Source organism: Thermus composti, from assembly GCF_014647535.1.
GTDB lineage: Bacteria > Deinococcota > Deinococci > Deinococcales > Thermaceae > Thermus > Thermus composti.
Map to the genome: position 1 here is coordinate 108,055 of NZ_BMPJ01000001.1, position 23,559 is coordinate 131,613.

General features: G+C 69.1%; 26 protein-coding genes, 1 other RNA gene and 3 pseudogenes. 9 read left to right on the forward strand and 21 right to left on the reverse strand.

Going from position 1 to position 23,559, the window contains the following annotated elements:
* Positions 1–8 precede the first annotated feature (8 nt).
* Positions 9–879: pseudogene (fni, locus tag IEX93_RS00545) on the reverse strand (type 2 isopentenyl-diphosphate Delta-isomerase); the annotation flags it as partial.
* On the opposite strand from fni, the pseudogene IEX93_RS00550 reads away from it, so the two are divergent.
* The 3 genes and pseudogenes from IEX93_RS00550 to IEX93_RS00560 all read left to right on the forward strand — a co-directional run.
* Positions 862–1,413 (forward strand): annotated as a pseudogene (locus IEX93_RS00550) (cobalamin B12-binding domain-containing protein); the annotation flags it as partial. The pseudogenes fni and IEX93_RS00550 sit on opposite strands and share 18 nt — an antisense overlap.
* Positions 1,410–1,996, forward strand: a pseudogene (gene ldrP / locus IEX93_RS00555) (transcriptional regulator LdrP). The pseudogenes IEX93_RS00550 and ldrP, both read left to right, overlap by 4 nt.
* A gap of 1 nt (position 1,997) precedes the next feature.
* Positions 1,998–2,861, forward strand: coding sequence for a complex I NDUFA9 subunit family protein (locus tag IEX93_RS00560; protein WP_188845341.1), 864 nt, complete (start codon positions 1,998–2,000; stop codon positions 2,859–2,861).
* A 50-nt stretch (positions 2,862–2,911) separates the two neighbouring features.
* On the opposite strand, the gene IEX93_RS00565 is transcribed toward IEX93_RS00560, so the two are convergent.
* The 19 genes from IEX93_RS00565 to rnpB form a co-directional block, all read right to left on the reverse strand.
* The gene (locus IEX93_RS00565) at positions 2,912–3,052 is read right to left on the reverse strand and encodes a hypothetical protein (protein WP_188845343.1); all 141 of its coding nucleotides are present in this window, start codon (positions 3,050–3,052) and stop codon (positions 2,912–2,914) included.
* A 54-nt stretch (positions 3,053–3,106) separates the two neighbouring features.
* Entirely contained in the window at positions 3,107–3,769 is a 663-nt protein-coding gene (locus IEX93_RS00570) for a DUF4397 domain-containing protein (protein WP_188845345.1), read from the reverse strand.
* A 57-nt stretch (positions 3,770–3,826) separates the two neighbouring features.
* Positions 3,827–4,330 carry a crossover junction endodeoxyribonuclease RuvC gene (locus IEX93_RS00575; RefSeq protein WP_188845347.1) on the reverse strand — a complete coding sequence of 168 codons (504 nt, stop codon included), beginning with the start codon at positions 4,328–4,330 and terminating at the stop codon, positions 3,827–3,829.
* Positions 4,331–4,336: 6 nt separating this feature from the next.
* Positions 4,337–5,392, reverse strand: coding sequence for a cell division protein FtsZ (gene ftsZ / locus IEX93_RS00580; RefSeq protein ID WP_188845349.1), 1,056 nt, complete (start codon positions 5,390–5,392; stop codon positions 4,337–4,339).
* 11 nt (positions 5,393–5,403) lie between these two features.
* On the reverse strand, positions 5,404–6,639 hold the full coding sequence (gene ftsA, locus IEX93_RS00585) for a cell division protein FtsA (RefSeq protein WP_188845351.1): 1,236 nt from the start codon (positions 6,637–6,639) through the stop codon (positions 5,404–5,406).
* Positions 6,636–7,217, reverse strand: a complete 582-nt coding sequence (locus tag IEX93_RS00590) for a cell division protein FtsQ/DivIB (RefSeq protein ID WP_229906061.1) — start codon at positions 7,215–7,217, stop codon at positions 6,636–6,638. Before IEX93_RS00590 ends, ftsA begins: the two co-directional genes overlap by 4 nt.
* Complete coding sequence (locus IEX93_RS00595; RefSeq protein WP_188845355.1) at positions 7,208–8,005, reverse strand: UDP-N-acetylmuramate dehydrogenase; 798 nt, start codon at positions 8,003–8,005, stop codon at positions 7,208–7,210. Before IEX93_RS00595 ends, IEX93_RS00590 begins: the two co-directional genes overlap by 10 nt.
* Positions 7,995–9,335, reverse strand: a complete 1,341-nt coding sequence (gene murC, locus IEX93_RS00600) for a UDP-N-acetylmuramate--L-alanine ligase (RefSeq protein ID WP_188845356.1) — start codon at positions 9,333–9,335, stop codon at positions 7,995–7,997. Before murC ends, IEX93_RS00595 begins: the two co-directional genes overlap by 11 nt.
* Complete coding sequence (locus IEX93_RS00605; protein ID WP_188845358.1) at positions 9,332–10,351, reverse strand: UDP-N-acetylglucosamine--N-acetylmuramyl-(pentapeptide) pyrophosphoryl-undecaprenol N-acetylglucosamine transferase; 1,020 nt, start codon at positions 10,349–10,351, stop codon at positions 9,332–9,334. The genes murC and IEX93_RS00605 overlap by 4 nt, the downstream gene beginning before the upstream one ends.
* Complete coding sequence (locus tag IEX93_RS00610; protein ID WP_188845360.1) at positions 10,339–11,397, reverse strand: FtsW/RodA/SpoVE family cell cycle protein; 1,059 nt, start codon at positions 11,395–11,397, stop codon at positions 10,339–10,341. Before IEX93_RS00610 ends, IEX93_RS00605 begins: the two co-directional genes overlap by 13 nt.
* A complete protein-coding gene (locus IEX93_RS00615) occupies positions 11,376–12,626 on the reverse strand; it encodes a Mur ligase family protein (protein WP_188845362.1) in 1,251 nt (416 codons plus the stop codon). The genes IEX93_RS00610 and IEX93_RS00615 overlap by 22 nt, the downstream gene beginning before the upstream one ends.
* A complete protein-coding gene (locus IEX93_RS00620) occupies positions 12,623–13,474 on the reverse strand; it encodes a phospho-N-acetylmuramoyl-pentapeptide-transferase (RefSeq protein WP_188845365.1) in 852 nt (283 codons plus the stop codon). Before IEX93_RS00620 ends, IEX93_RS00615 begins: the two co-directional genes overlap by 4 nt.
* Positions 13,465–14,148 (reverse strand): hypothetical protein, encoded by a 684-nt coding sequence (locus IEX93_RS00625; RefSeq protein WP_188845367.1) that lies wholly within the window; start codon positions 14,146–14,148, stop codon positions 13,465–13,467. Before IEX93_RS00625 ends, IEX93_RS00620 begins: the two co-directional genes overlap by 10 nt.
* Positions 14,149–14,198: 50 nt before the next feature.
* The gene (locus IEX93_RS00630; RefSeq protein ID WP_188845368.1) at positions 14,199–15,509 is read right to left on the reverse strand and encodes a UDP-N-acetylmuramoyl-tripeptide--D-alanyl-D-alanine ligase; all 1,311 of its coding nucleotides are present in this window, start codon (positions 15,507–15,509) and stop codon (positions 14,199–14,201) included.
* The gene (locus tag IEX93_RS00635) at positions 15,493–16,812 is read right to left on the reverse strand and encodes a peptidoglycan D,D-transpeptidase FtsI family protein (RefSeq protein WP_188845443.1); all 1,320 of its coding nucleotides are present in this window, start codon (positions 16,810–16,812) and stop codon (positions 15,493–15,495) included. The genes IEX93_RS00630 and IEX93_RS00635 overlap by 17 nt, the downstream gene beginning before the upstream one ends.
* The gene (locus tag IEX93_RS00640; protein ID WP_188845370.1) at positions 16,809–17,054 is read right to left on the reverse strand and encodes a hypothetical protein; all 246 of its coding nucleotides are present in this window, start codon (positions 17,052–17,054) and stop codon (positions 16,809–16,811) included. Before IEX93_RS00640 ends, IEX93_RS00635 begins: the two co-directional genes overlap by 4 nt.
* The gene (gene rsmH / locus IEX93_RS00645) at positions 17,045–17,908 is read right to left on the reverse strand and encodes a 16S rRNA (cytosine(1402)-N(4))-methyltransferase RsmH (protein WP_188845372.1); all 864 of its coding nucleotides are present in this window, start codon (positions 17,906–17,908) and stop codon (positions 17,045–17,047) included. Before rsmH ends, IEX93_RS00640 begins: the two co-directional genes overlap by 10 nt.
* A 4-nt stretch (positions 17,909–17,912) precedes the next feature.
* Positions 17,913–18,347, reverse strand: a complete 435-nt coding sequence (gene mraZ, locus IEX93_RS00650; protein WP_188845374.1) for a division/cell wall cluster transcriptional repressor MraZ — start codon at positions 18,345–18,347, stop codon at positions 17,913–17,915.
* Between the two features lie 183 nt (positions 18,348–18,530).
* Positions 18,531–18,902, reverse strand: an RNA gene (rnpB, locus tag IEX93_RS00655) — RNase P RNA component class A.
* A gap of 43 nt (positions 18,903–18,945) precedes the next feature.
* Here rnpB and IEX93_RS00660 point away from each other — a divergent pair.
* The 3 genes from IEX93_RS00660 to IEX93_RS00670 all read left to right on the forward strand — a co-directional run bounded on the left by IEX93_RS00660 (position 18,946) and on the right by IEX93_RS00670 (position 20,064).
* Positions 18,946–19,128 (forward strand): hypothetical protein, encoded by a 183-nt coding sequence (locus tag IEX93_RS00660; RefSeq protein WP_188845376.1) that lies wholly within the window; start codon positions 18,946–18,948, stop codon positions 19,126–19,128.
* Positions 19,129–19,204: 76 nt separating this feature from the next.
* Entirely contained in the window at positions 19,205–19,420 is a 216-nt protein-coding gene (gene rpmE / locus IEX93_RS00665; RefSeq protein ID WP_188845445.1) for a 50S ribosomal protein L31, read from the forward strand.
* Positions 19,421–19,485: 65 nt separating this feature from the next.
* Positions 19,486–20,064, forward strand: a complete 579-nt coding sequence (locus IEX93_RS00670; RefSeq protein ID WP_188845378.1) for a thymidine kinase — start codon at positions 19,486–19,488, stop codon at positions 20,062–20,064.
* Here IEX93_RS00670 and IEX93_RS00675 read toward each other — a convergent pair.
* Entirely contained in the window at positions 20,058–20,465 is a 408-nt protein-coding gene (locus IEX93_RS00675) for an Hsp20/alpha crystallin family protein (protein ID WP_188845380.1), read from the reverse strand. The genes IEX93_RS00670 and IEX93_RS00675 overlap by 7 nt on opposite strands.
* Positions 20,466–20,483: 18 nt before the next feature.
* On the opposite strand from IEX93_RS00675, the gene miaA reads away from it, so the two are divergent.
* From miaA to IEX93_RS00690, 3 genes are read left to right on the forward strand one after another with little or no spacing between them, the layout of a single operon-like run.
* Positions 20,484–21,392: a tRNA (adenosine(37)-N6)-dimethylallyltransferase MiaA gene (gene miaA / locus IEX93_RS00680; RefSeq protein WP_188845382.1), complete on the forward strand. Its 909-nt coding sequence runs from the start codon at positions 20,484–20,486 to the stop codon at positions 21,390–21,392.
* 7 nt (positions 21,393–21,399) lie between these two features.
* Entirely contained in the window at positions 21,400–22,815 is a 1,416-nt protein-coding gene (gene gatA, locus IEX93_RS00685; RefSeq protein WP_188845384.1) for an Asp-tRNA(Asn)/Glu-tRNA(Gln) amidotransferase subunit GatA, read from the forward strand.
* Positions 22,815–23,558, forward strand: coding sequence for a 3'-5' exonuclease (locus IEX93_RS00690; protein ID WP_188845386.1), 744 nt, complete (start codon positions 22,815–22,817; stop codon positions 23,556–23,558). The genes gatA and IEX93_RS00690 overlap by 1 nt, the downstream gene beginning before the upstream one ends.
* Position 23,559: the final 1 nt, after the last annotated feature.

Here is a 23,559-nt window from a genome sequence, read left to right on the forward strand (position 1 = left end):
GGGCCATTTTACACCCGCTCCACCCGCCCCCGGGCCTCCTTGGGGGTCTTGGCCCCGATGGCGAAAAGGGCGGTGCGCATCTCCTGGAGGTCCAGGCCATGGCCGCCTCCGCCCCCTCCAGGGCGGGCCTTAGGAGGGGCCTCGCCACCGCCACCAGGTCCGCCCCCAAGGCCAGGGCCTTCACCGCCTCGGTGCCCGTGTAGACCCCGCCCGAGGCGATGAGGGGGAGGTGGGGGAGGATTTCCCGCACCTCGAGGATCGCCTGGGCGGTGGGGATGCCGATCTCGCAAAGCTCCGGGTGGCGCACCTCCCCGAAGCGCACCCACTCCTCCACCCGGGCCCAGCTTGTCCCCCCGGCCCCGACCACGTCCACCGCCGCCAGGGGAAGGTCCCTTAGGGCCAAGGCCGCTTCCCGGGAAAGCCCGTGCCCCACCTCCTTGACGAGGACGGGGAAGGGGAGGGGAAGGAGGTCCTTAAGGCGCTCTAGAAGCCTCCTAAAGTCCGTGTCCCCCTTCTGCACCGCCTCTTGGAGGGGGTTCACGTGGAGGGCCAGAGCGTCCGCCTCTAGGAGCTCCACGAGCCGGAGGAGGTCGTCCCGCCCGTAGCGGCGGAGCTGGACCAGGCCCAGGTTGGCGATGAGGAGGCCCCTTGGGGCCACCTTCCGCACCCGGAAACTCCTCAGGGCCTCGAGTCTTTCCAGGACCACCCGCCCCGAGCCCAGCCTCATGCCCACGCCGAGGGCCTCGGCGGCCTCGGCCAGGGCCAGGTTGATCCGCTCCCCCCTTTCCTCCCCCCCGTCATGGCCCCGATGAGGAAGGGGGCCTTTAGGGTCTTGCCCAAAAAGGGGGTGGTGAGGTTCACCTCCTCCAGGGCGAGGCCCTCTTCCGCCGGGGCGTGCGCCTTTGGGGGCCGGAAGGGGCGGTGGAGGGCCTCCTCATCCCCGTCCTCCAGGCCATCGGGGAGGCCTGGCACCGGGGGGAGGTCTCCGTGGCCCAGGAGCACCTGGCCTCCACCTTCCTTAGGGCCCGCCTCCAGGAGCTTCTGGACCTGGCGGGCCACCCCCGGGGGGCCCCCATCCTGGTCACCACCCCCCCGGGGGAGCGGCACGAGATCGGGGCCATGTGGGCCGCCTACCGCCTCCGCCGCCTGGGGCTTCCCGCCCTCTACCTAGGCACCGACACCCCCTTGCCGGACCTGAAGGCCCTGGCCCACCGCCTGGGGGCCCGGGGCGTGGTCCTCTCCGTCCTTTTACCTGAGTCCCTGAAGGCCCTTCCCGATGGGGCCTTAGAGGGCCTCGCCCCCAAGGTGGTCCTTGGGGGAAGGGGGGCGAGCCTCGAGGAGGCGAAGCGCCTAGGGGCCCTTTTCGCCGAGGACCTCAAGGCCTTGGAAGGCCTATGGGAGGAGAGAGCATGAAAAGGTACGCCCGCAAGGAAGCCATCTACCTCGCCGGAGAACCCGCCCACACCCTCTACCGCCTGGAGTCGGGCCTGGTGCGCATCGTGGAGCTTCTCCCCGACGGCCGCACCCTCACCCTCCGCCACGTCCTCCCCGGGGACTACTTCGGGGAGGAGGCCCTGGAGGGGAAGCGCCACCGCTATGCCGCCGAGGCCATGACCGACTGCCAGGTCCAGGGCCTGGACCCCAAGGCCATGCCCCACGAGGCCCTGCACCAGGTGGCCCGCAACCTGGCCCGGCAGATGCGCCGCGTCCAGGCCTACGAGACCCACCTCCAAACCGGGGAGCTCCGCGCCCGCATCGCCCGCTACCTCCTCTTCCTGGCGGACACCCCGGCCTCCTTCCGGGACGAGCGGGGCCTTTACGTGACCGTCTCCCACGAGGAGATCGCCGACGCCACCGCCTCCACCCGGGAGTCCGTCTCCAAGCTCCTTTCCGACCTGAGGCGGGAGGGCCTCCTCGCCACCGCTACCGCCGGGTCTACCTCCTGGACCTGAAGGCCCTCGAGGCCGAGGCCCAGGGTATACTGGAAGCCGCCTAGGATGCGGGTCTTCGTCGTGGGGGGAACGGGCTTCGTGGGGCGGCACCTGGTGGCCCTCCTCCTCAAGCGGGGCCACACCCCCATCGTCCTCTCCCGAAAGCCCCGGGAGCTTTCCCCGGGGGCGGTCTTCGTTCAGGGGGACATCACCCGGGAGGTGCCGGACCTAAGCGGGGCGGAGGCCGCCATCTACCTGGCGGGGATCATCCGGGAGCGGGGCCAGGGCTTCCAGGCGGTCCACGTGGAGGGGGTGCGAAACCTCCTTGAGGGGATGCGCCGGGCCGGGGTGAGACGCCTTCTCCACATGTCCGCCCTGGGGGCGAGGCGGGGGACGGGAAGCCGCTACTTTGAGACCAAGGCCGAGGCGGAAGAGCTGGTCCAGGCAAGCGGCCTGGACTGGACCATCCTCCGCCCAAGCCTCATCTTCGGCCCCGGGGACGAGTTCTTTGGCGGCGTCCTCAAGGGCTTGGTCTGCACCCCTCTCCCCTTCGTCCCCCTCATCGGGGACGGGAGCTTCCCCTTTAGGCCCGTCTACGTGGGGGACGTGGCTTTGGTCTTCGCCGAGGCCTTGGAGCGGGGGGTCTTGGGCCGGCTGGACCTGGTGGGCCCCAAGGAGTACACCTTCCGGGAGCTTTTGGAGCTGGTGATGAAAACCCTCGGCCGCAAAAAGCCCTTCCTCCCCATCCCCCTTTTCCTCATGGACCTCCTCGTTCCCCTCCTTTCCCTCCTCCCCTTCGCCCCCCTCACCCTGGACCAGTACCGCATGCTCAAGGAGGGGAACACCGCCCCCTTCCCCGAGGCCCTAAAGGACCTCCTTCCGAATCCTAAGCCTTTGGAGGAGGTCTTGCCTCAGTACCTCCGGTGCTAGGGCCTTCTCCTTGCCCTTGGGTCGGCGGGGAGGGCGGCGAGGAGCCTCTCCTAGTCCTCCCGGTCCGCCCGGCCGGGGTCTTGGAACTCGTTCCAGGTGAGGGGCCTTTCCCTGTAGGCCCGGAGGTCCGGGAACCCCCCAAAGGCCCCGTAGGCCCGCCCGCACCCCGCGCAGAAAAGCCCCTCTCCCAAGGGCCTGCGGCAGGGGGGTAGGCCAAAAGGGAGAGGAGCCAGGGGGAAAGGGGCCTAGCGGTTGCCACCCAGCGCCGTGGCGTCCACCACGGCCACGACGGTTAGCGTCCCTTCCTTGGCGCTTCCCACGGCGAAGACGGTGTAGACCTTGCCTGACTCCAGGACCACGCCCGGCAAGGGCAGGACCACGGTGGCGGTGCCCGCCAGGCGGACCTCCAGGTCATACCGTCCGGCCGGTACGGACAGGTAGGAAGAGGCCTGGGGGAAGGGAAGGCTGGCGAAGAGGACGGGCCCGCCCTTCACCGCCACGTCCACGGCGGGGGCGTCGGGGGAGGCGTGGACCACCCGGATCCGGGCGTAGCCCGCCCGGGGGAAGAAGCCCGCCAGGAGATCCGTGTAGACCTTGGGCCTAAGGTTGGCCAGGAAGCCCGTGGCGGCCACGGTGTAGTAGACCCCCTCCTTCAGGTCCAAGGTGGCGTCCAGGACCACCGGGGCGTCCTGCCCGGCGGGCACCACCTGGACCTGCACGGAAGCGGCGGGGAGGCTGAAGTAGGGGGTGACCTCCTTGAAGGCGAGGCCGGTGAGGATCCTTTGGCCGTTCACCAGCACGTCCACCGCCGGGGCGTCGGGGGAGAGGTGGGCCACCCGGACCATGGCCCCCTGGGCGAAAGCCAGGGCACCTAGGGCGAGGAGGAAGGGGGCGAGAAGCTTTTTCATGTTTAACCTCCAGGCTTTAAGCATAGGGGGGGAAGGCTTGTAAAAGTATTGTCTACCTTACAAAAGGGCCTTGCCCGCTCCCAGGCGGGCGTAGAAGGCGTGGGTGAGGGCGATGGCCAGGGCGTCGGCCAGGTGGCTTGGGCTAGGGGGTTCCCTTAGCCCCAGAACCCCCCGCACCATGAGGGCCACCTCTTCCTTGGCGGCGTGGCCGTGCCCGGCCAGGGCCTGCTTCACCTGCATGGGGCCGTAGGCGTAGACCGGCACCCCCGCCTCAAAGGCCGCCACCAGGACCGCCCCCAAGGCCCAGCCCACCTTGTAGGCCAGCTCGTTTTGCCGGTAGAAATACTGCTCCTCCACCGCGAGCGCCTCGGGCCGGAAGCGGAGGAGGGCCTCCTTGACCCGGGCGTGGATGCGGCCCACCCGGGCCTCCGCCTTCTCCTTGGGGGAGGTCCTGACCACCTCCCCGTGGAGGAGGCGGGCCTTGAGGGCCCCTTTGCCCTCCACCGCCACCACCCCAAGGCCCAGGTGGGTGATCCCTGGGTCCACGCCGGCCACCACCACGGGCGGTTAGTTCCCCCGTTTGGGCGGGTAGTCCCCGTCCCCGTAGCGGATGAAGGCGGGGATGTCAAAGTTGTAGGGGTCGGGGTGGGCGGGGAAGTCCAGGGGGCGGGCGGGCTTGGCCACCACGGCGCTTTCCCCGAAGCCCGCGGCGATGAGGATGACCCTAAGCTCGTCCTGGGCCCTTTCGTCGTAGGTGACCCCGTAGAGGATGTCCACGTCCTCGTGGCCCGTGGCCTCCCGGATCCTTTCCACCACCTCGGCGGCCTCCATGAGGGAGAGCTCCTCCGAGCCCACCACGTTGAGGAGGAGCCTCTTGGCCCCCTCAATGGAGCGCTCCAAGAGGGGGCTATGGGTGGCCGACTTGGCGGCCTCCTCCACCCGGTTCTCCCCCCGGCCCGCCCCGATGCCCATGAGGACCTGCCCCGCCCCCTCCAGAAGGGCCTTGACGTCGGCGAAGTCCACGTTGATGAGCCCGGGGAGGTTGATGACGTCGGTGATCCCCTTCACCCCGTGGTAGAGGACCCGGTCGGCGATGAGAAAGGCGTCCTTGAGGGTGATCTTTTTGTCCACGGCGGAGAGGAGGCGGTCGTTCTGGACCACCACCATGGCGTCCACCCGGTCTTTGAGTTTTCTGATGCCCTCCTCGGCGGCCCGCATCCGCTTGGGGCCCTCAAAGCTGAAGGGCCGGGTGACCACGGCCACGGTGAGGGCCCCGAGGCGCTTGGCCACGTCGGCCACCACGGGGGCGCTTCCTGTGCCCGTGCCGCCCCCCATGCCGGCGGTGATGAAGACCAGGTCCGCCCCCTCCAGGGCCTCGGCGATGAGGTCCTGGGCCTCGAGGGCCGCCTTCTCCCCGATCTCGGGGTTAGCCCCGGCCCCGAGGCCCCGGGTGAGCTTCTCCCCGAGCTGGATTCTAACGTCCGCCAGGCTCTTGGCCAGGACCTGGGCGTCGGTGTTGGCGGCGATGAACTCCACCCCGGAAAGCCCCGCCTCAATCATGCGGTTCACGGCGTTGTTCCCTGCGCCCCCGAGACCGATCACCTTGATAGTTGCCCCTTCCATCCCCTCACCCCCTAGAACAGGTTGTTCAAAATCTCCTTGATTTTAGCCCAAAGCCCCTCGCCCTTTGGGGCTTCCTCCCGCTTTTCCCGTGCCCTTCCCCGCCTTTCCTCCTCCCGGGGGAGGGTGCTCCCGTAGCGCACGAGCCCCACGGCGGTGGCGTGGGCGGGGGTGGCCACCACGTCGGTGAGGCCCGAGACCCCCTGGGGCTTGCCCAGGCGCACGGGCAGGCCGTACTGCTGCCGGGCCAGAAGGTCAAAGCCCCTAAGGAGGGCCCCGCCCCCCGTGAGGACCACCCGGTTCACCCGGATCTCCAAAGGCCCCACCGCCTCGTCCACCGCCTGGCGGGAGAGGTGGAGGATTTCCCGAAGCCTTGGCCGGATGATCCGGGCGAGCTCCGGGGCCGGGACCTCCCCCAAAGAGCCTCCTTCCTGGTTGATCTCCAGGACCAGCTCGGGGTCGGCCAGCTCGGGGAAGGCCGCCCCGTACTTCCGCTTCACCCGCTCCGCCTCCTCAAAGGGAATCCGGAGGAGCTGGGCGATGTCCTGGGTCACGTGGTCGCCCCCCAAGGGCAGCACCGCGGAAAAGGCCAGGCGGCCTTCCCGGAAGAGGGCGATGTCCGTGGTCCCGCCGCCCACGTCCAGGACCAGGACGCTCATGTGCTCCTCCTCGGGGGAGAGGGCGCCGAGGCCGCTGGCCAAAGGCTGGGCTACCAGGGCCTCCACCTCAAGCCCCGCCCCCTCCACCGCCCGCCGCAGGTTGGCCAGAGGGCCCCGGCCTGCGGCGATCAGGTGCACGTCTACCTCGAGGCGCACCCCCGCCATGCCCACAGGGTCCCGGATCCCCTCCTGGCCGTCCACCTTGAACTCCAGGGGCAGGGCGTGGAGGAGCTCCAGCTCGGCGTCAAAGGGGTAGGCTTTGGCCTGCTCAATGGCCCGGTCCACGTCCGCCTGGGCGATGCTGTGCCCCCGGCGGATGGCCGCCAGGCCGTGGCTGGTCACGCCCTTGAGGTGGTTGCCCCCCACCCCCACCACCACCCGCTCCACCCGGACCCCCGCCACCCGCTCCGCCTGGTGGAGGCTTTGCCGGATGGCCTCGGTGGTGCGCTCCAGGTTGACCACCACCCCCCGCTTCAGGCCCTGGGAGGGGGCGGTGCCCTCGCCGATGATGTCCAAGACGCCATCGGGGGAAATCTCCCCGATGACGGTGGTGACCTTGCTGGTTCCCACGTCCAATCCTGCGATGATCATGGGCGTACGCTCACCCCCCAAGAATACACGTAAATCTGGCCGCGAAACATACCCGTTTGGGCATACTCTAGCAGAAGTTCCGCCTTGGGGGCAAAGAGGGTGGCCTGGGGAAGCTCCACCCAAAACCCCACTGGGGTATAGCGGAGGCGCCTGGCCTTGGGAAAGGCCCGGGCCAGCTGGAGAAGGGCTTGGGCGGGGAGGGGGCCTTGTCCCACCACCTTAGGCCCCGGCGCCCAGGGGGCCCCTCCGGGAAGCCGGGTGCCGTCCTCGGCCAGGGCGTCCCCGTCCTTAAGGGGAAGGAAGGGGACCCGCTCCCGCACCCACAGGCGCACCACCCCCACCCGGGGCCGCTCCAGGTGGGCCTCGGCCACCCAGGGGTTTTTCCGGAGGGGTTCTAGGCGGTAGGGCAGGGCCCAAAGCCAAGGGCTTCCCGGGAGGAGGCCCACCGCCTTCAGCACCGCCTCCTCCTTAAGGTGCCTTAGGCCTTCCACCTCCACCCGCTCTATGGGGAAGGCCACGAGGCTTCCCACGTACAAGGTGATGAGGAGAAGCCCCGCCAAAAAGCCCCTCACGGCCACACCTCCCACTCCAGCTCCAGGGGAAGCTCCTCCTGGATGCGCCGCACCAGGGCCAGGATGTCCCGGGCGGTGGCCCTTCCCAGGTTGACGATGAAGTTGCCGTGCTCCAGGGAGACCATGGCGTCCCCCACCCGGAGGCCTTTGAGCCCCCTTTGGTCAATGAGCTTCCCCGCCGACTGGCCCGGGGGGTTTTTGAAGGCGCACCCCGCGCTTTTCCGCTTGGGTTGCCCTTTGCGGGCCCGGTCCACTTCCTCCATGCGCCTTAGGATCTCCTCCTTGGGGCGCTCCTTGAGGCGAAGCCTGACCCGGGTGACGATCCCCCCTTCGGGCAAGCGGCTTTGCCGGTAGCCGAAGCCGAGCTCCTCGGGGCGGTAGACGTGGAAGGCCCCGTCGTGGAAGATCTCTACCGCTTCCAAAGCGTCCGCCATCTCTCCGAAGCGGGTGCCGGCGTTCATCTTCACCGCTCCCCCCACCTGGGCGGGGATGCCGAGAAGCCCTTCCAGGCCCGAAAGCCCCGCCCGGGCCGCCTCCTGCACCAAAAGGGGCAGGAGAACCCCCGCCCCCACCCAGCCCCTGAGGTCGTAGGTCTGGAACGCCCCCGCCAGGCGGATCACCCGCTCGGGGACCCCCTCGTCCAGCACCAGGAGGTTGGAGCCGTTGCCCAGGACCCGGTAGGGGGCCTCGGTGGCTTTCCTAAGCTCCTCGGGGGTCTCCACCGTCCATAGCTCCGCCGGCCCCCCCACCCCCAAGGTGGTGTAGTCCTTGAGGAGCACCCGTTCAACCCTCATGGACGAGCCTCCAGGCGAGCTCCGTCACGTCCCCCGCTCCCAGGGTGAGCCAGAGGTCCTCCGGGGTGGCGCTGGCCTTGGCGTAGGCCAAGGCCTCCTCCTTGCCCAAGGTGATAGCCCTTTTGCCCCGGGCCGTTAGGCGTTGGGCGATCATCTGGGCGAGCTCCTCCGGGGCCACCTCTCCCTTCTCCCCGGCGGTGTAGACGGGGAGGACCACCACCTCCTCGGCGGGCTCCAAGGCCTCGGCGAAGGCTTCCCAAAGAGCTAGGGTGCGCAGGAGGCGGTGGGGCTGGAAGAGGACCCGGACCCTTCGGCCCAAAAGGCGGGCGGCCTCGAGGGTGGCCCGCACCTCGGTGGGGTGGTGGGCGTAATCGTCCACCACCCAGGCCCCCCGCACCTCCCCCACCTTCTGGAAGCGACGCCCCACCCCGGGGAAGCGGGCGAGGCCCTCCAGAATGGCCCCTTCCTCCACCCCGAAGGCCAAGGCGGCTAAAGAGGCGGCCAGGGCGTTTTGCACGTTGTGCCGCCCGGGGACCCTTAGCCTCGCCTCCCCTAAGGGCCTTCCCTCCCAAAAGAGGAGGAAACGGCTTTCCGTGGGGGAAAGGACTACCCCTTCCGCCCAAAGCTCCCCGCCCTCCCCGAAGCGCCTTTGGGGAAGGCCTTGGGCCAGGGCCAAAAGCCCCGGGTCCTGGGCGGGGAGGACGGCCACCTTCGCCCTTTCCAGGAAGTTCCGGGTGGCCCTCTTTAGGGCCTCGAGGCTTTCGTGGTAGTTGGGGGCCTTCTGCCCTTGGGGGGCCACGTGGTCCGCCTCGAGGTTGGTCACCACCGCCAACCCCACCCCCACCTCCTGGAAGAGGGGGTCGGACTCGTCCACCTCCGCCAGGCGGGGGCCTTGGCCGTAGCGGGCGTTCCCGGGAAGGAGGGAAAGCTCCCCCCCCAGGAAAACCCACGGGTCAAGCCCCGCCGCGAGGAGGATGCTCGCCAGCATCCCCGTGGTGGTGGTCTTGCCGTGGGTGCCCGTGACCCCCAAGGAGGGCTTGGGCTGGAGGAGGTGGGCGAGAAGCTCCATCCTCCGCAGGACCTTAAGGCCCAAGGCCTTGGCCCGGGCCACCTCGGGGTGGTCCAGGGGGACGGGGGTGGGGACGACGAGGGTGTCCTCCTCCTGGAGGTGGGCGGGGTCGTGCCCGGCGTGGACGGGGACCCCTAGGGCCTTTGCCCGCCTTCCCGGGGCCAGGTCGCACCCCGTCACCCCCACCCCTTCCGCCAGGAGAAGCCGGGCCAAGGCGCTCATCCCCACCCCTTCTATGCCCATGATGTGCGCGCGCTTCATAGGAACTCCTCCAACCAATCCGCGATCCGCCCCGCCGCCCCTTTCGGGGAGAGCCTGTCCATGCCTTTCTGGTAGGGCTCGGGGTTTTCCAAAACCTTTAGAACCTGCTGGGGAAGCCGGGCGTAGTCCCCAAGCTCCGCCCCTCCCGCCTGGGCGTAGGCCCGGGCGTTGGCGGCCTGGGCCCCGCCGTCTAGCCTTGGGGGAAGGGGGAAGAGAAGGGCGGGCAGGCGGTGGAAGGCGGCCTCGGCCAAGGTGCCCGCCCCGGCCCGGGCCAGGAGGAGGTCGGCGGCGCTCATGGCCAAAGGGGCGTCCACGAAGCCCTGGACCCGGTAGCCCTCCTCCTCCAGGTGGCGGTAGCGCTCCACCCACCGCTCCCCCACCTGGTGGAGGACGGGTAGGCCCAGGGGCTTGAGGAGGGGGGGGAGCTTCTCGTTGAGCTCCAGGCTCCCCTGGCTTCCCCCCAGGACCAGGAGGAGGGGCTTCCTGGGGTCAAAGCCCAGGCGGCTTTTGGCCTCCTCCTTGGGGTAGCGCACCTCCCGCACGGGGTAACCCACCACCCGGGCCTTCCGGGAAAGCCTAGGGGGAAGGCCCACGGGCACGGAGAGGGCGAGGCCTTGGGCCAAGGGGGCGAGGGCCCGGATGGCCAGGCCCAGCTTGGCGTTTTGCTCGTGGAGGAGGAGGGGGATGCGGAGGAGGCTTGCCGCCATTCCCCCGGGAAAGCCCGCATACCCGCCCGTGCTGAGCACCGCCTTGGGCTTAAGCCGCCTAAGGAGGGCCTGGGCCTTAAGCACCCCCCTTAGGACCTTGGGGGCTTCCTGGGGTTTGAGGGCGGTCCGGTCCAGCTTCCCCGCGGGGATGAGGGCGTGGGGAATGGGGCTTTGGGGGAGGAGGCGGGCCTCGAGGCCCCCTTCCGCCCCCAGGTAGAAGACAGCGTGGCCCCGCCTCCTTAGCTCCTCCGCCACCGCCAAGGCGGGGAAGAGGTGGCCCCCCGTGCCCCCGCCCGTCAGGAGGACCATGCCCTCACCCCCTTTCCCTGGGCCTCCCGGGCCAGGCGGAGGAGCATGCCTAGGGCAAGGCCGGAGACCAGGAGAGAGCTACCCCCGTAGGAGACGAAGGGCAGGGGCACCCCCGTGACGGGCAGGAAGCCCACGGTGACCCCGATGTTGATGGCCGCCTGCAGGGTGAGGTAGAGGGTGAGGCCCAGGGCTACAAGGCTCTTTGGGCCTTGCAGGGCCAGGGCCAGGGCTAAACCCCTTAGGAAGAGGAGGAAGTAGAGGAAAAGGACCATCCCCCCGCCCACCCAGCCCGTGGCGAAAACCACGCTGGCGAAGACCATGTCGTTGTGGGCCTCGGGAAGGTGGGGCAGGTCGCCCCCGGGCCCCTGGCCTAGGGGGCCTGCCAGGAGGAGGGCCTTTTGCGCCTGGATCACCTGGTAGGCGCCCTGGGTGGGGCTGGCCTCGCCCTGTATGTAGTCCAGAAAGCTTGTGAACCGCTCAGAAACGTACCGGAAACGGGCCAGGTAGATTCCGGAAAAGGGCGAGACCGCCAGGGCCCCGGCGAGACTCACCATGAGAAGCCGCCGCCAGGGGACCCCCGCCAGGATGAAGAGGAGGGCCGCCAGGGTGGCGAGGAAGAGGGCGGTGGCGAAATCGGGCTCCACCAGGACGAGACCGGCCAAGGCCCCCGAGAGAAAGGCCGCCCCCACGATGGGGTAGTCGCTTCCCTTCCGGCCCACGAAGGAGGCCACGTAGAGGACCAGGACCACCTTCGCCAGCTCGGAGGGCTGGAAAGCGAAGGGCCCCAGGTAGAACCAGCGCCTAACCCCCCCGGGCCCGTCCCCCAGGAAGAGCACCAGGACCAAAAGGCCCAGGGTGAGGAGGAGGAGGCCTCGAGCCCGGCGCAACATCCAGTCGGGGGAGAGGAGGTAGCCCAGGAGGAGGGCCAAGAGGGCCAGGCCCACCCGGAGGAGGTGCCCCCCCAGGAGGCCGGGTTCCGCCACCCCTACCCCCAGAAGGCCGAAGGCCAGGAGGAGGAGGCCGCTTAGGAGGAGGACGGGGTCCAAGGCTCACCTCCCAAGGCGAAGACCGCTTCCCGGAAGGCCCGGGCGCGGTCCTTGTAGTCTTGGAACTGGTCAAAGCTGGCGGCGAGGGGGGCGAGGAGGACGCTTCCTTCGGAAAGCCTGGCCAAGGCCTCGGCCACGGCCCGCCTTAGGGCCTTTCTGCCGTCCTTTTCCCCGATGACCACCACCTCGGGGCCCTTTAGAGCCTCCGCCATCCGGGCCCCGTCCCGGCCGATGGCCAGGACCACCCGCACCCCCCCAAGGAGGGGGGCCAGGGCGGAGAGGTCCGCCCCCTTGTCCTCCCCGCCCAGGATCCAGGCGATGGGCTTGGGGGCGGCCTCCAAGGCCTTGGCCACGGAGGCGGTGCGGGTGGCGATGGAATCGTCAATGAAGACCACGCCTCCTTTCCGGGCGAAGACCTGGAAGCGGTGAGGCGGGGTGGGAAGGGTGGCGAGGCTCGCCCTAAGGGCCTCCCGGTCCAAAGGGCGCCCGAGGAGGTCCAGGTAGGCCTGGGTGGCCTTGAGGGCCGCCTCGAGGTTGGTCTCCCGGGGGCTTTCCTTGGGGAGGAAGGGGTAGGGCCGGGCCGGGCTCCTTTGGGCCGCCTCCCGCACCTTGGGGTCTTGGGCGTTGAAGACCAGGGCGTCCTCGGGGGTGAGGTTCTTGAGGAGGTTCAGCTTGGCGGCGTGGTAGGCCTCCACCGTCTTGTGCCGGTCCAGGTGGTCCACCCCGAGGTTTAGGAGGACCGCCACCCGGGGGCGGAGGCGGTGGATGCGCTCCAGCTGGAAGCTGGATAGCTCCGCCACCGCCACCTCGGCCTCGTCCACCACCGCCACCAAGGGGGGGTCCACGTTCCCCCCTTCCAGGGCCTTCAGCCCCTGCCCCCTCAGGAGGTGGGCGGTGAAGAGGGTGGTGGAGGTCTTCCCCGCGGTGCCGGTGATGCCGATGAGGGGGGTCGGGGAAAGCCGGTAGGCGAGCTCCGCTTCCCCCAGGACCGAGGCCCCCCTTTGCCGGAGTATTTCCAGGTTAGGGTGGTCCAGGGGCACCCCGGGGGCGGCCACCACCTCGAGGTAATCTCCCTCCAGGCCCCAGTCGGGGGCGAAGCCCAGTTCCAAGGCCTCCTGGATCTCCGCTTCCTTGGGGCGGTCATCGTAGAAGCGGGCGGGGATCCCCCGGCGCTTCAGGAAGCGCAGGACCCCAAGGCCGCTTTTCCCCAGGCCGTAGACCAGGATCACACCCCACCTCCGAAGGCCAGGCCCGTGGCCAAGGCGGTGAGGAGGGCGAAGCGGAAGACGATCTTGGCCTCCTCCCAGCCCAAAAGCTCAAAGTGGTGGTGCAAGGGGCTCATGCGGAAAAGCCGCTTCCCCGTGCGGCGGAAGTAGAGGACCTGCAGGATGACGGAAAGCACCTCCAAGACGGGCACGATGGCCGCCAGGGGCAGAAGCCAAAGCTTCCCCGTGAGGACGAAAAGCCCCGCCACCATGGCCCCCAGGGCCTGGCTTCCCGCATCCCCCATGAAGACCTTGGCCCGGGGGGCGTTGTGCCAGAGGAAGCCCAAAACCCCGCCCAGAAGGGTCTGGGCGAAGGGGTAGGGGTAGAAGGGGAGGAGGAGGATGGCGGTAATGCTGGCGAGAAGCCCGTCCAGGCCGTCGGTGAAGTTGAAGGCGTTGGCCGCCCCCACCACGGCCAGGAGGACGAGGAGGACGTCCAAAAGGGGCCAGGGGGTGTAGGTCACCTGCCGCACGGCGAAGAGGGCGAAGACCAGGCCCATGAGGACCTGGAGGAAAAGCTTTTCCCGGGCCCTAAGGGGCCTGCCGAAGACCCCGCCCAGGTCGTCGGCAAGCCCCAAAAGGCCGAAGCCGAGCCCTAAAAGCCAAAGCCCCAAAAAGGCGTCCCGCCCCGAGAGGAGGTAGGCCAAGAAGGCGGCGAGGAGGAAGGCCACCCCCCCCATGCTGGGGGTGCCCTCCTTGGCCCGGTGGGCCTCGGGGCCGTCTTGGCGCACCCGCTTGCCCAGGCCAAGGCTCCGCATGAGGGTGATCCAGACCCCCGTGAAAAACCAGGAGAGGAGAAGGGCTAGGGCCATACCACCTCCCGGCAGGAGACCACCCCCTCGGGGGCGAGGTAAACCCGATCCTCCCAGGCGGCGAAGTCCTCCGCCCGGGCTAGGGGCTTGGCCCCCTCGGGCCGGACCACGTAGACCCACTCCCCCACCAAGGCCACCACGCCGCAGGCGCCCGCCTGGGCCTTCCTGACCCGCCCGGGCAGGGGAACGTGGAGGCCTTCCGGGAAGTAGGCCCCTTGGCCCAAGGCCACGGGTCTCCTCTCCCAGAGGACCACCTGGGTGAAGGTCCCTTCCTGGAGGAGGGCACTTTCCCGGTAAAGCCCTCCCTTCCCCACCCAGTAGAGGGCCTCCCCGTAGGCGGCGTCCTGGGCGGGGTAGGGGAAAAGCCCCGCCTCCGTCCAGACCGCCTCCCCCAGGCCCACCGCCACCTTGGGGCTTGCCCGGAGGAAGCGGGGGAGGCCGGGGAGGGGGAGGCTTTCCGCGCCCCTTTCCCGGAGGACCCAAAGCTGGTAGGGGTAGGCGGCGTAGAGGGCTTCTTCGTTGGCGTCCAGGAAGAGGGGGGTCCCGGGGAGGGCCCCGGCGAACCGCCCTTCCAGAAGCCCTCCCCGGGCGAACCCCCCGGGGTAGGGGAGGAGGGGGGGTTGCGCCGCCAGGGGGGCGCAGGCGGCGAGAAGAAGGAGGGCTAGGTACCCCACGGCTTTTGGGCCTGGGGCCGGCGCTTGGCGGGGCAAGCTTAAAGGGTGGCTTAGCCTTCCCATAGCTCCAGGATCCTTTCCAGGCCGATGGCCCTCGAGGCCTTGAGGTAGACCAGGTCCCCCGGGGCCACCCGGGCCTTGAGCCAGGCCAGGGCCTCCTCGAGGCTTCCCGCCGCCTCGCCTCCCAAGGCGGCCTGGGCCTTGGCGAAGGGCCCCAGGTAGAGGGGCCTTAGGCCAAGCCGGGCCGCCTCCTCGGCGACCTCGAGGTGGAGGGCTTCCGCCTTTTCCCCAAGTTCCCGCATCTCCCCCAAAACCGCCCACTTCCTCCCGGGCTGGGCGGCAAGCCACCTTAGGCCCGCCTTCACCGAGAGGGGGTTGGCGTTGTAGGCGTCGTTCAGGAAGACCACCCCGTCCACCTCCCGCCGCTCCATCCGCCCCGGGGGAAGCCTTAGGGCGGAAAGCCTTTCCGCCACCTCTTCCAGATCCTTCCCCAGGACCTCCGCCGCCGCCAAGGCGGCCAGGGCCCCCAGGGCGGGGCCAAGCCCGGGGTAGGGGACCCGCACCCGAAGCCCCCGGTAGCGGAAGCGGCTTTCCTCGGGCAGAAGCTCCAGGGCCTCGCCGGGGAAGGTGGCCTCGCCGAAGCCGTAGGTGAGCTCGCCCCGGTAAAGCCCATAGCCCTTTAGGACCTCCGCCGCCTGCAGGCTCACCAGGGCCTTTTCCGCCCTAAGGAGCCCCGCCTCCTCCCGCACCACGCCCCCAAGGTCCCCGAAGGCCAAAAGGTGCTCCTCCCCTAAGGCGGTGAGGACCGAGAGGTGGGGCTTGGCCAGGCCCATGAGCTCTGCCATCTCCCCGGGGCGGTCCACCCCAAGCTCCACCACCGCCCCTTCCGCCTTAGGGTCTAGGTGGAGGAAAAAGCGGGCCAGGGGCGGGGCGGTGTTCTGGTTGCCGGGAGGGGCCGGGAAGCCCAGGCCCTGGGCCAGGGCCTCCTTGGTGGTGGTCTTCCCCGAGCTTCCCCCCACGGCGAGGACGACCCCGAAAAAGCGCTCCCTCAGGGCCTGCCCCAGGCGGAGGAGGGCTTGATAGGGGTCTTTCACCTCCACCGTGGCCTCCCCTGGCACGTCCGCCAGGACCAGGCTCGCCCCCTTGGCCCGGGCCTCGAGGATGTAGCGCCGCCCGTGGGTCCTGGCCCCGGGCAGGGCCACGAAGAGGCTTTTGGGGGTGGTCTGGCGGCTATCCCAGTGGAGGTCCTCCACGGGGCCCCCGCCCGGGTGGAGCCGGCCCCCGGTGGCCTGGGCCACCCATTCCGGCGTTAGTTGTGTAATGTACGCATCTTGCACCACTGCCTCACCGTCCTTCAGCATAGGGGGGCACACCCCGGTAGGCCAAGAGATGGGCGGCGATCTCCCGGAAGATGGGGGCGGCCACCTGGCTGCCGTGGACCTCCCCCTTGGGGTGGTGGACCACCACCACCACCGTGTAAAGGGGCCGGTCCCCGGGGACGAAGCCTGCGAACCAGGCGGTGAAGACCTCGTTCGAGTAGCGCCCCTTCACCACCACCTGGGCGGTGCCCGTCTTGCCCGCCAGGGGGTAGCCGGGAAGCTTGGCCCGGGGGGCGATCCCCTCGGTGAGGGCCTGGCGGATGGCCCGGGCGGTGGCCTCGGAGAAGACCCGGCTTCCTTCCCGCTTCTCCCCGGCGAAAAGGGAGGGAGGGCGGTAGACCCCGTCCACCAGGGTGTTAAAGGCCGCCGCCAGGTGCAAAGGCGTGATGAGGAAGCCCTGGCCGAAGGTGTGGTTGGCGTAGGCGGCCTGGCTCCAGGTCTTGGGGGGTTTCACCATGGGCTGGGTCACCCGTACCCCTGGAAGGGGCGCGGGGTCGGTGAGGTGGAGGCGCTCCATGTACTGAAAGAAGACCTCTTTGGGAAGGGCTTCCGCCAGCTGGCTGATGCCCACGTTGGAGGAGTACTTCAAGACCTCCGCCAGGGTGAGCCGGGGCGGGTGGGGGACCACGTCCCGGATGACCCACCCTTCCACCACCCGGTGCATGGGGGTCTCCACCTGGGTGGAAAGGCTGGCGGCCCCTTCCTCTAAGAGCATGGCGGCGGTGAGGGCCTTCATGGTGGAGCCGGGCTCCAAGGCCACCAAGAAGGCGTGGTTGCGCCAGGAAAGGTCCTTGTCCGGGTCTTTCCGCGGAGCCAGGGGGTCAAAAGCCGGGCCGTTGGCCACGGCCAGAAGGCGGCCTTCCCGGTCCAGGACCAAGGCGGTGGCGAAGCTTCCCCGGCTTCTTTCCAGGCCTTCCCAAAGGGCCCTCTCCGTCATGGCCTGGACCCAGGGGTCCAGGGTCAGGGTGAAGGAACGCCCCTCGGTAAGGGCGGCGTTCAGGTCCCGTTCCAGCCCCTCCAGGCCCTTTCCCGTGCCCCGCTCGCCGAAGCCTAAAAGCTGGCTGGCGCTGGGACCCAAGGGGTAAAAGCGCCTGCCCCCCAGGGTGAGGGCCAAGGGGGTGCCGTCTTGGGCGTAAAGGCCGCCCCGGGGTGGGGGAGGGGCGGGGGGAGCCGGGAGGATCCGGGGCGGGTGGGTGACCAGGGCGTAAAGGCCGAACCCGAAGAGGAGAAGCCAAACCCCAAACCCGAGGAGGACCAGGGGGATCCGGTGGAGGCTTTGGGTCAAGGGGCCCACCTCCCCTCGCTCATGGGGATGAAGCCCTCCTTCCTGGCCCACTCCAGGATCCGGTGTGGGCGGCCTAGGGCGTAGGCCTGCTTGAGGAGGTCCGCCTCCTGTTGCTGGACCTGGGCGAGCCGGTCTTCTAGCCGGGCGAGGGCGGCCTTCTCCATCTGGTTACGGTGGCCTAAGGCGAAGAGGAGTAGGAGGCTAAGGAGGTAGAGCAGGCCGAAGCGCAGGGCTACCCGCATAGGGCCTCCTTCTCCCCCGCCCGGAGCTTGGCGCTCCGGGCCCTCGGGTTTCGCGCCACCTCCTCCGGGCTTGGGACGAGGGGCTTCTTGGTGAGGATTTTTAGGCCGCTTTCCCGAAGGAAGCGTTTCACCAGGCGGTCTTCCAGGGAGTGGAAGCTGATGACCACAAGCCTCCCCCCGGGGGCCAATACCTCCCCCGCCTGCTCCAGGAAGTCCTTTAAGGCCCCAAGCTCGTCGTTCACGTAGATCCTTAAGGCTTGGAAGGTTTTGCGGGCGGGGTGGCCCGCCTTTCTGAAACCCACGGCCTTGCGCACGATCTCGGCTAGTTCCAGGGTGGTGCGGATGGGTTTTTGCCTGCGGGCCTCCACGATGGCCTTGGCGATGCGGTAGGCCTGCTTTTCCTCCCCCAGGTCCCGCAGGATGCGGTAGAGCTCCTCTAAAGAAAGGGTATTCACCACCTCGGAGGCGGTGGGCCCCTCTTCCCCCATGCGCATGTCCAGGGGGCCTTCTTTCTGGTAGCTGAAGCCCCGCCTGGGGTCCTCGAGGTGGAAGCTAGAGACCCCGAGGTCGGCCAAAATCCCCGCCACCCGCTCCACCCCCGCTTCCTCCAGGACCCGCTTGAGGTGGCGGAAGTTGCTCTGGAAGACCCTGAGCCCCGGAAGGCCCAAGGTAAGGGCCCGGCGCACCGCCTCGGGGTCCTGGTCCAGGCCGATGACGATTCCCCCCCGTTCCAGGATCCCCCGGGTGTGGCCCGCTCCCCCCAAGGTGGCGTCCACGTACACCTCCCCGGGCCGGACCCTTAAGAGGTCCAAGGCCTCCTGGTAGAGCACGGGGGTGTGGGAAAGGGTCTCCATGGCCTTACCCCATCAGGTTTCGCAGCGCCTCGGGGGCGGGAGGGTTCTGCATGATGGCCTCTATGGTCTTCCACCAACGCTCTTGGCTCCAGATCTCCAGCCTCCCCGGGGCCCCGGCGATGACCACCTCGCCCCCCTCCTGGAGCCCGGCGAACTGGCGAAGAGGAGGTGGGATGAGGACCCGGGAGGCGTTGTCCATCCGGGTCTTGTGGGCGCCCGAGTAAAAGAAGCGGACGAAGGCCCGGGCCTCGGCGTCGGTCAGGGGCAGGTTCACCAGCTGCTCCTCTATCTTCCGCCAGCGGTCTGAGGGGAAGATGTAAAGGCACCCCTCCATGCCCCGGGTGAGGACCAGGCCGTCTTCCAGGAAGTCCCGGAAGGGGGCGGGGATCACCACCCGCCCCTTGTCGTCCAGGCTGTACTGAAACTCGCCAAAGGGCATATCCCACCAGGTCCCACCTTCCGGGAAGCTTGGGCGGAGGCCGAAGGGAGGAGGTGCCGTGCCCGGAAAGGTATTTCTTCCCCGAGCTTAGCATGGACCTCCCACGCTTTTCCACCTCCTCCCACCTAACTCCCACTTATCTCCCACCTTCGGGGCAGAAAAATTCCCCCGAGCGGGCTCGGGGGACCGGGACAGGGCGTAAGCCGGGTTCTGTTTTCCGCGGTCATCTCTCTGGGACCGGTGTCGCCACCGGCCTCAAGCGGCCCATCCCAGGGGTTCTGGCGGGCCGGGCAAGCCCTTCCCCTCTACCGGGCCTTGCACCGGGTGGGGTTTGCCGTGCCCCAGCCTGTTGCCAGGCCAGGCGGTGGGCTCTTACCCCACCGTTTCACCCTTGCCCGCACCGGGGAAAGCCCCGGCCGCTGGCGGTCTCTTCTCTGTGGCACTTTCCGTCGGGTTACCCCGCCCAGCCGTTAGCTGGCACCCTGCCCTATGGTGCCCGGACTTTCCTCACCCGGAAGGGGTTGGCCCTCCGGGCGCGACCGCGCCCCTGTCCCGGGGCATCCTTTATTTTACCGGGGTTTTCTGCTAGGGTGAAGGGGTGCGGTTTCCTTGGTACTGGCCTTTGTTGTTTCTTCTTCTTGCCCTCGTGGGCCTTGGGGCCTTGGCGCTTCTTTGGGCGGCGGGGGCCTTTTTAGCGGTTTTGTCCTTGGTCCTTTGGGGCCTTAAGGACCTGCGCCGCCGCCTCTTCGGTCCCAGGTGGCGGCGGCTTCCACCCCCCTAGTTGCCCGAGGGGGGGCTTTGGCGTACACTAGGTGGCGGTTTGGCGCACGGCCAAGACCGTGCGGGAGGAGGCGAGCGTGAAGGAAGGCATTCATCCCAAACTGGTTCCGGCCCGCATCATCTGCGGCTGCGGCAACGTCATCCATACCTACTCGGTCAAGCCCGAGATCTACGTGGAGGTGTGCAGCAACTGCCACCCCTTCTACACGGGGCAGCAGCGCTTCGTGGACACGGAAGGGCGCGTGGAGCGCTTCCAGAAGCGCTACGGGGACTCTTACCGCAAGGGCCGCTAAGGGACGGGGCCCATCCCGGGGGCGTTAGCCCCCGGTTTTTCCTTAGAATGCCGGGCGGTGGGAGGATGCCGCCCCTTTTGCACCGTCAAGGCTGGTTGGAGGTCATCACCGGCCCCATGTTCTCGGGGAAGAGCGAGGAGCTCATCCGCCGGGTCCGGCGGGCCCTCATCGCCAAGCAACGGGTTTTTGTCTTTAAGCCCAGGCTGGACGACCGCTACCACCCAAGCCATGTGGTGAGCCACGACGGGAAGCGGGTGGAGGCCATCCCGGTAGAGAGCGCCCGGGAGATGGAGGTCTATCTGGACCCCCTCCCCCAGGTGGTGGCCGTGGACGAGGTGCAGTTCTTGGACCGAGGCTTCGTGGGCTTGGCGGAGCGGTGGGCCCAGGCGGGGGTGAGGGTGATCGTCGCTGGCTTGGACCTGGACTTCCGCGGGGAGCCCTTTGGCCTCATGCCCGAGCTTCTGGCCCGGGCGGAGTTCGTGGAGAAGCTTTCCGCCATCTGCGCCCGATGCGGGGCCCCCGCCACCCGCACCCAGCGCCTGGTGGACGGGAAGCCCGCCCGCTACACCGATCCCGTCATCCTGGTGGGGGCCGAGGAGCGCTACGAGCCCCGGTGCCGGGCCTGCCACCAGGTGGCCTACTGACCCAAAGGGAGGGACGCTCCGTTTTTCTTGCGGAAGCGGACCTCCAGGACGCCTTGCCGAAGGACGGCCTGGGCGGTGCCCTCCTCAATGGGCCCCGGGAGGTCCAGGGTGCGGCGGAAGGTGCCCATGGGCCTTTCCTCCAGGAGGTAGGTGCCGGGCAGGGGATGGCGCACCCCGGCCAGGGTGATGCGGCTTCCCTCCTCTAAGAGTTCCAGGTCCTCGGGGCGCACCCCGGGGAGGTCCACCAGGAGGACGTAGTGTTCCTCGTCCTCGAGGAGGTCCACCCGGGGGGTCCAGGCGGCGGGCTCTTCCCCGGTGAGCCGGTAAGCGAGCTCGGCGATTCGCTCTTGGAGTTCCTTTAGTTTGCGCAGGGTCTCCCAGCGGTCCAAGGGTTCCAGCATGCCCTTAGCATAAGGGATGTGGAGGCCATACCCGTCTTGGCGGGCCCCACGGGAAGCGGCAAGACCCTCCTGGCCCTCCGCCTGGGGGAGGAGGTCCCCGTGGAGGTGGTCTCCGCCGACGCCACCATGGTCTACCGGGGCTTAGACATCGGCACGGACAAGCCCACCCCGGAGGAGAGGGCCCGGGTGCCCCACCACCTGGTGGACGTCCTCGAGCCCAGCGAGGCCATGAGCGTGGCCCGCTTTGTGGACCTGGCCGAGGCGGCCATCGCCGAGGTCCTCTCCCGGGGCCGGCTGCCCTTGGTGGTGGGGGGGACGGGCTACTACATCCGGGCCCTCTCCCAGGGGCTTCACGACCTTCCCCCGCCCGACCCAAAGGTCCAGGAGGCCCTCTGGCGGGAGCTTGGGGAGAGGGGATTTGGGCCCCTTTGGGCGGAGCTCTACCGGCATAGCCCCGAGGATGCCCGGAGGGTGGACAAAAACCCCCGCCGTCTGGTGCGGGCCCTGGAGGTCCTAAGGCGCACCGGGACCCCGCCCGCCCGCTTTCCCCAAAGGCCGCCCCGGTTCCGCTACAAGAAGCTCGTCCTCTGGCCGGAAAAGGCGTGGCTTTTCCCCAAGCTAGAGGAAAGGGCGAAAAGCCAGTTCGCCCGGGGGCTCGTGGAGGAGGTGAGGGCGCTTCTTGCCCGCTACCCCGAGATCCCCACCGCCCTCCAGGCCATCGGCTACAAGGAGGTGGTGGGCCACCTCCGGGGGGAGTACTCCTTGGAAGAGGCCCTCCTGCGGGACATCCGGGCGGTGAAGGCCTACGCCAAAAGGCAGTACACCTGGTTTCGCCACGAGCCCGGGGACGTCACCTACCTGCCCCGGGGCGGGGAGGAGGCGTATAGGGGCTTTCGCGACTGGCTTTCCCTCCACTTCGGGCTATAGTGGGGGCATGTTGGCCCACGAGCTTCGCGCCCGCCTGGCCCGCAAGGAGCTTTCCCCCAAGGAGGTGGCCGAGGCCTACCTGAAGCGGGTCCAGGCCCTTGACCCCGGGCTTGGGGCCTTCCTCACCCTCAACGAGAGGGTGTTGGAGGAGGCGGAGCGGGTGGACCCGGGCCTCCCCTTGGCCGGGCTTCCCGTGGCGGTGAAGGACAACATCGTCACCAAGGGCCTCCGCACCACGGCGGGAAGCCGCCTTCTGGAGACCTTCATCCCCCCTTACGAGGCCACCGCCATCGCCCGGCTTAGGGCCCTTGGGGCCTTGGTCCTGGGCAAGACCAACCTGGACGAGTTCGGCATGGGCTCCTCCACGGAGCACTCCGCCTTCTTCCCCACCAAAAACCCTTTTGACCCAGGAAGGGTCCCCGGGGGCTCCAGCGGGGGAAGCGCCGCGGCGGTGGCCGCGGACCTGGTCCCCTTGGCCTTGGGCTCGGACACGGGGGGAAGTGTCCGCCAGCCCGCCGCCTTCTGCGGGGTCTACGGCCTCAAGCCCACCTACGGTCGGGTGAGCCGCTATGGCCTCATCGCTTACGCCTCGAGCCTGGACCAGATCGGCCCCCTGGCCCGCTCCGTGCGGGATCTGGCCCTCCTCATGGACGCCATGGCGGGCTTTGACCCCCTGGACGCCACCAGCCTGGACCTCCCGCCCCGCTTCCAGGAGGCTTTGGCCGAGCCCCTTTCCCCTTTGCGCCTTGGGGTGGTGCGGGAGGCCCTTTCCGGCAATAGCCCCGGGGTGGAAAGGGCCTTGGGGGAAGCCCTCGAGGTCTTCCGGACCTTGGGCTTTGGGATTAAGGAGGTGTCTTGGCCTACGCTTCCCTTGGCCCTGAACGCCTACTACATCCTGGCCCCGGCGGAGGCCAGCGCCAACCTGGCCCGCTACGATGGGACCCTCTACGGCTACCGGGCGGAAGGGGAGGAGCTTTGGCCCGTGGTGGAGGCCACCCGGGGGCGGTTTGGCCTCGAGGTCAAGCGCCGCATCCTGGTGGGCACCTTCGTCCTCTCTAGCGGCTACTACGAGGCCTACTACGCTCGGGCCCAGGCCTTCCGCAGGCGGCTTAGGGCCGAGGCCAAGGCCCTTTTCCAGGAGGTGGACGCCCTCCTCCTCCCCACCACCCCCCACCCCGCCTTCCCCTTAGGGGGGAGGCCCGACCCCTTGGCCATGTACCGAGAGGACCTCTACACCGTGGGGGCGAGCCTTGCGGGCCTGCCCGCCCTCTCCTTCCCCGCGGGCTTTGAGGGGCACCTGCCCGTGGGCCTCCAGCTTGTGGCCCCCTGGGGCCAGGACGAGCGCCTCCTGCGGGTGGCCTTGGCCTTTGAGGAGGCCACGGACCGGGCCTTCCTGCGGACCCCCTTGGGGGAGGCCTTCTAGTGGACCCCTCCTTCCGCCTCCGCCTGGCCACCCGCCTGGCCCAGCGGCTTAGGGCCTTGGGCAGGCCCTCTTCCTGGGAGGAGCTAGGCGAGGCCTTGGGGCTTAGGGGGCCCGTGGAGCCCGTGGTGCGGCCCCTTCTGGACGGGCGCTTCTACCTGGAGGAGGGGGTGGGGCTTTGGGAGTGGCGTTACCCCTTTCCCCCGAGGGGGGAGGCGGTGGTGGTCTTGGACCTGGAGACCACGGGGCTCGCCCCGGGCCTGGACGAGGTCATAGAGGTGGGGCTTGTGCGCCTCGAGGGGGAGAAACGCATCCCCTTCCAGCGTCTGGTCCGCCCCTCCCGCCCTCCAAGCCCCTTCGTGCTCCGCCTCACGGGGATCCCTTGGGAGGCCCTGGAGGAAGCCCCCTCCTTGGAGGAGGTCCTGGAGGAGGCTTACCCCCTCCTCCAGGGGGCCACCCTGGTCATCCACAACGCCTCCTTTGATCTGGGGTTTTTGAGGCCCGCCCTGGAGGGGATGGGCCTCCCTTTGGAAAACCCGGTGGTGGACTCCGTGCGCCTGGCCCGAAAGGCCTTTAGGGGGCTAAGGCGCTACGGCCTGGACGCCCTTTCCGAGGTCTTGGAGCTTCCGCCCCGGGGGACGCATAGGGCCTTGGCTGATGCGGAGCGGGCCTTGACCGTGGTCCGCGAGGGGTATTATGGGCTTACGGCAGGGTACCCTTGCCTTCTCCGGAATTTAGGGAGGTAGG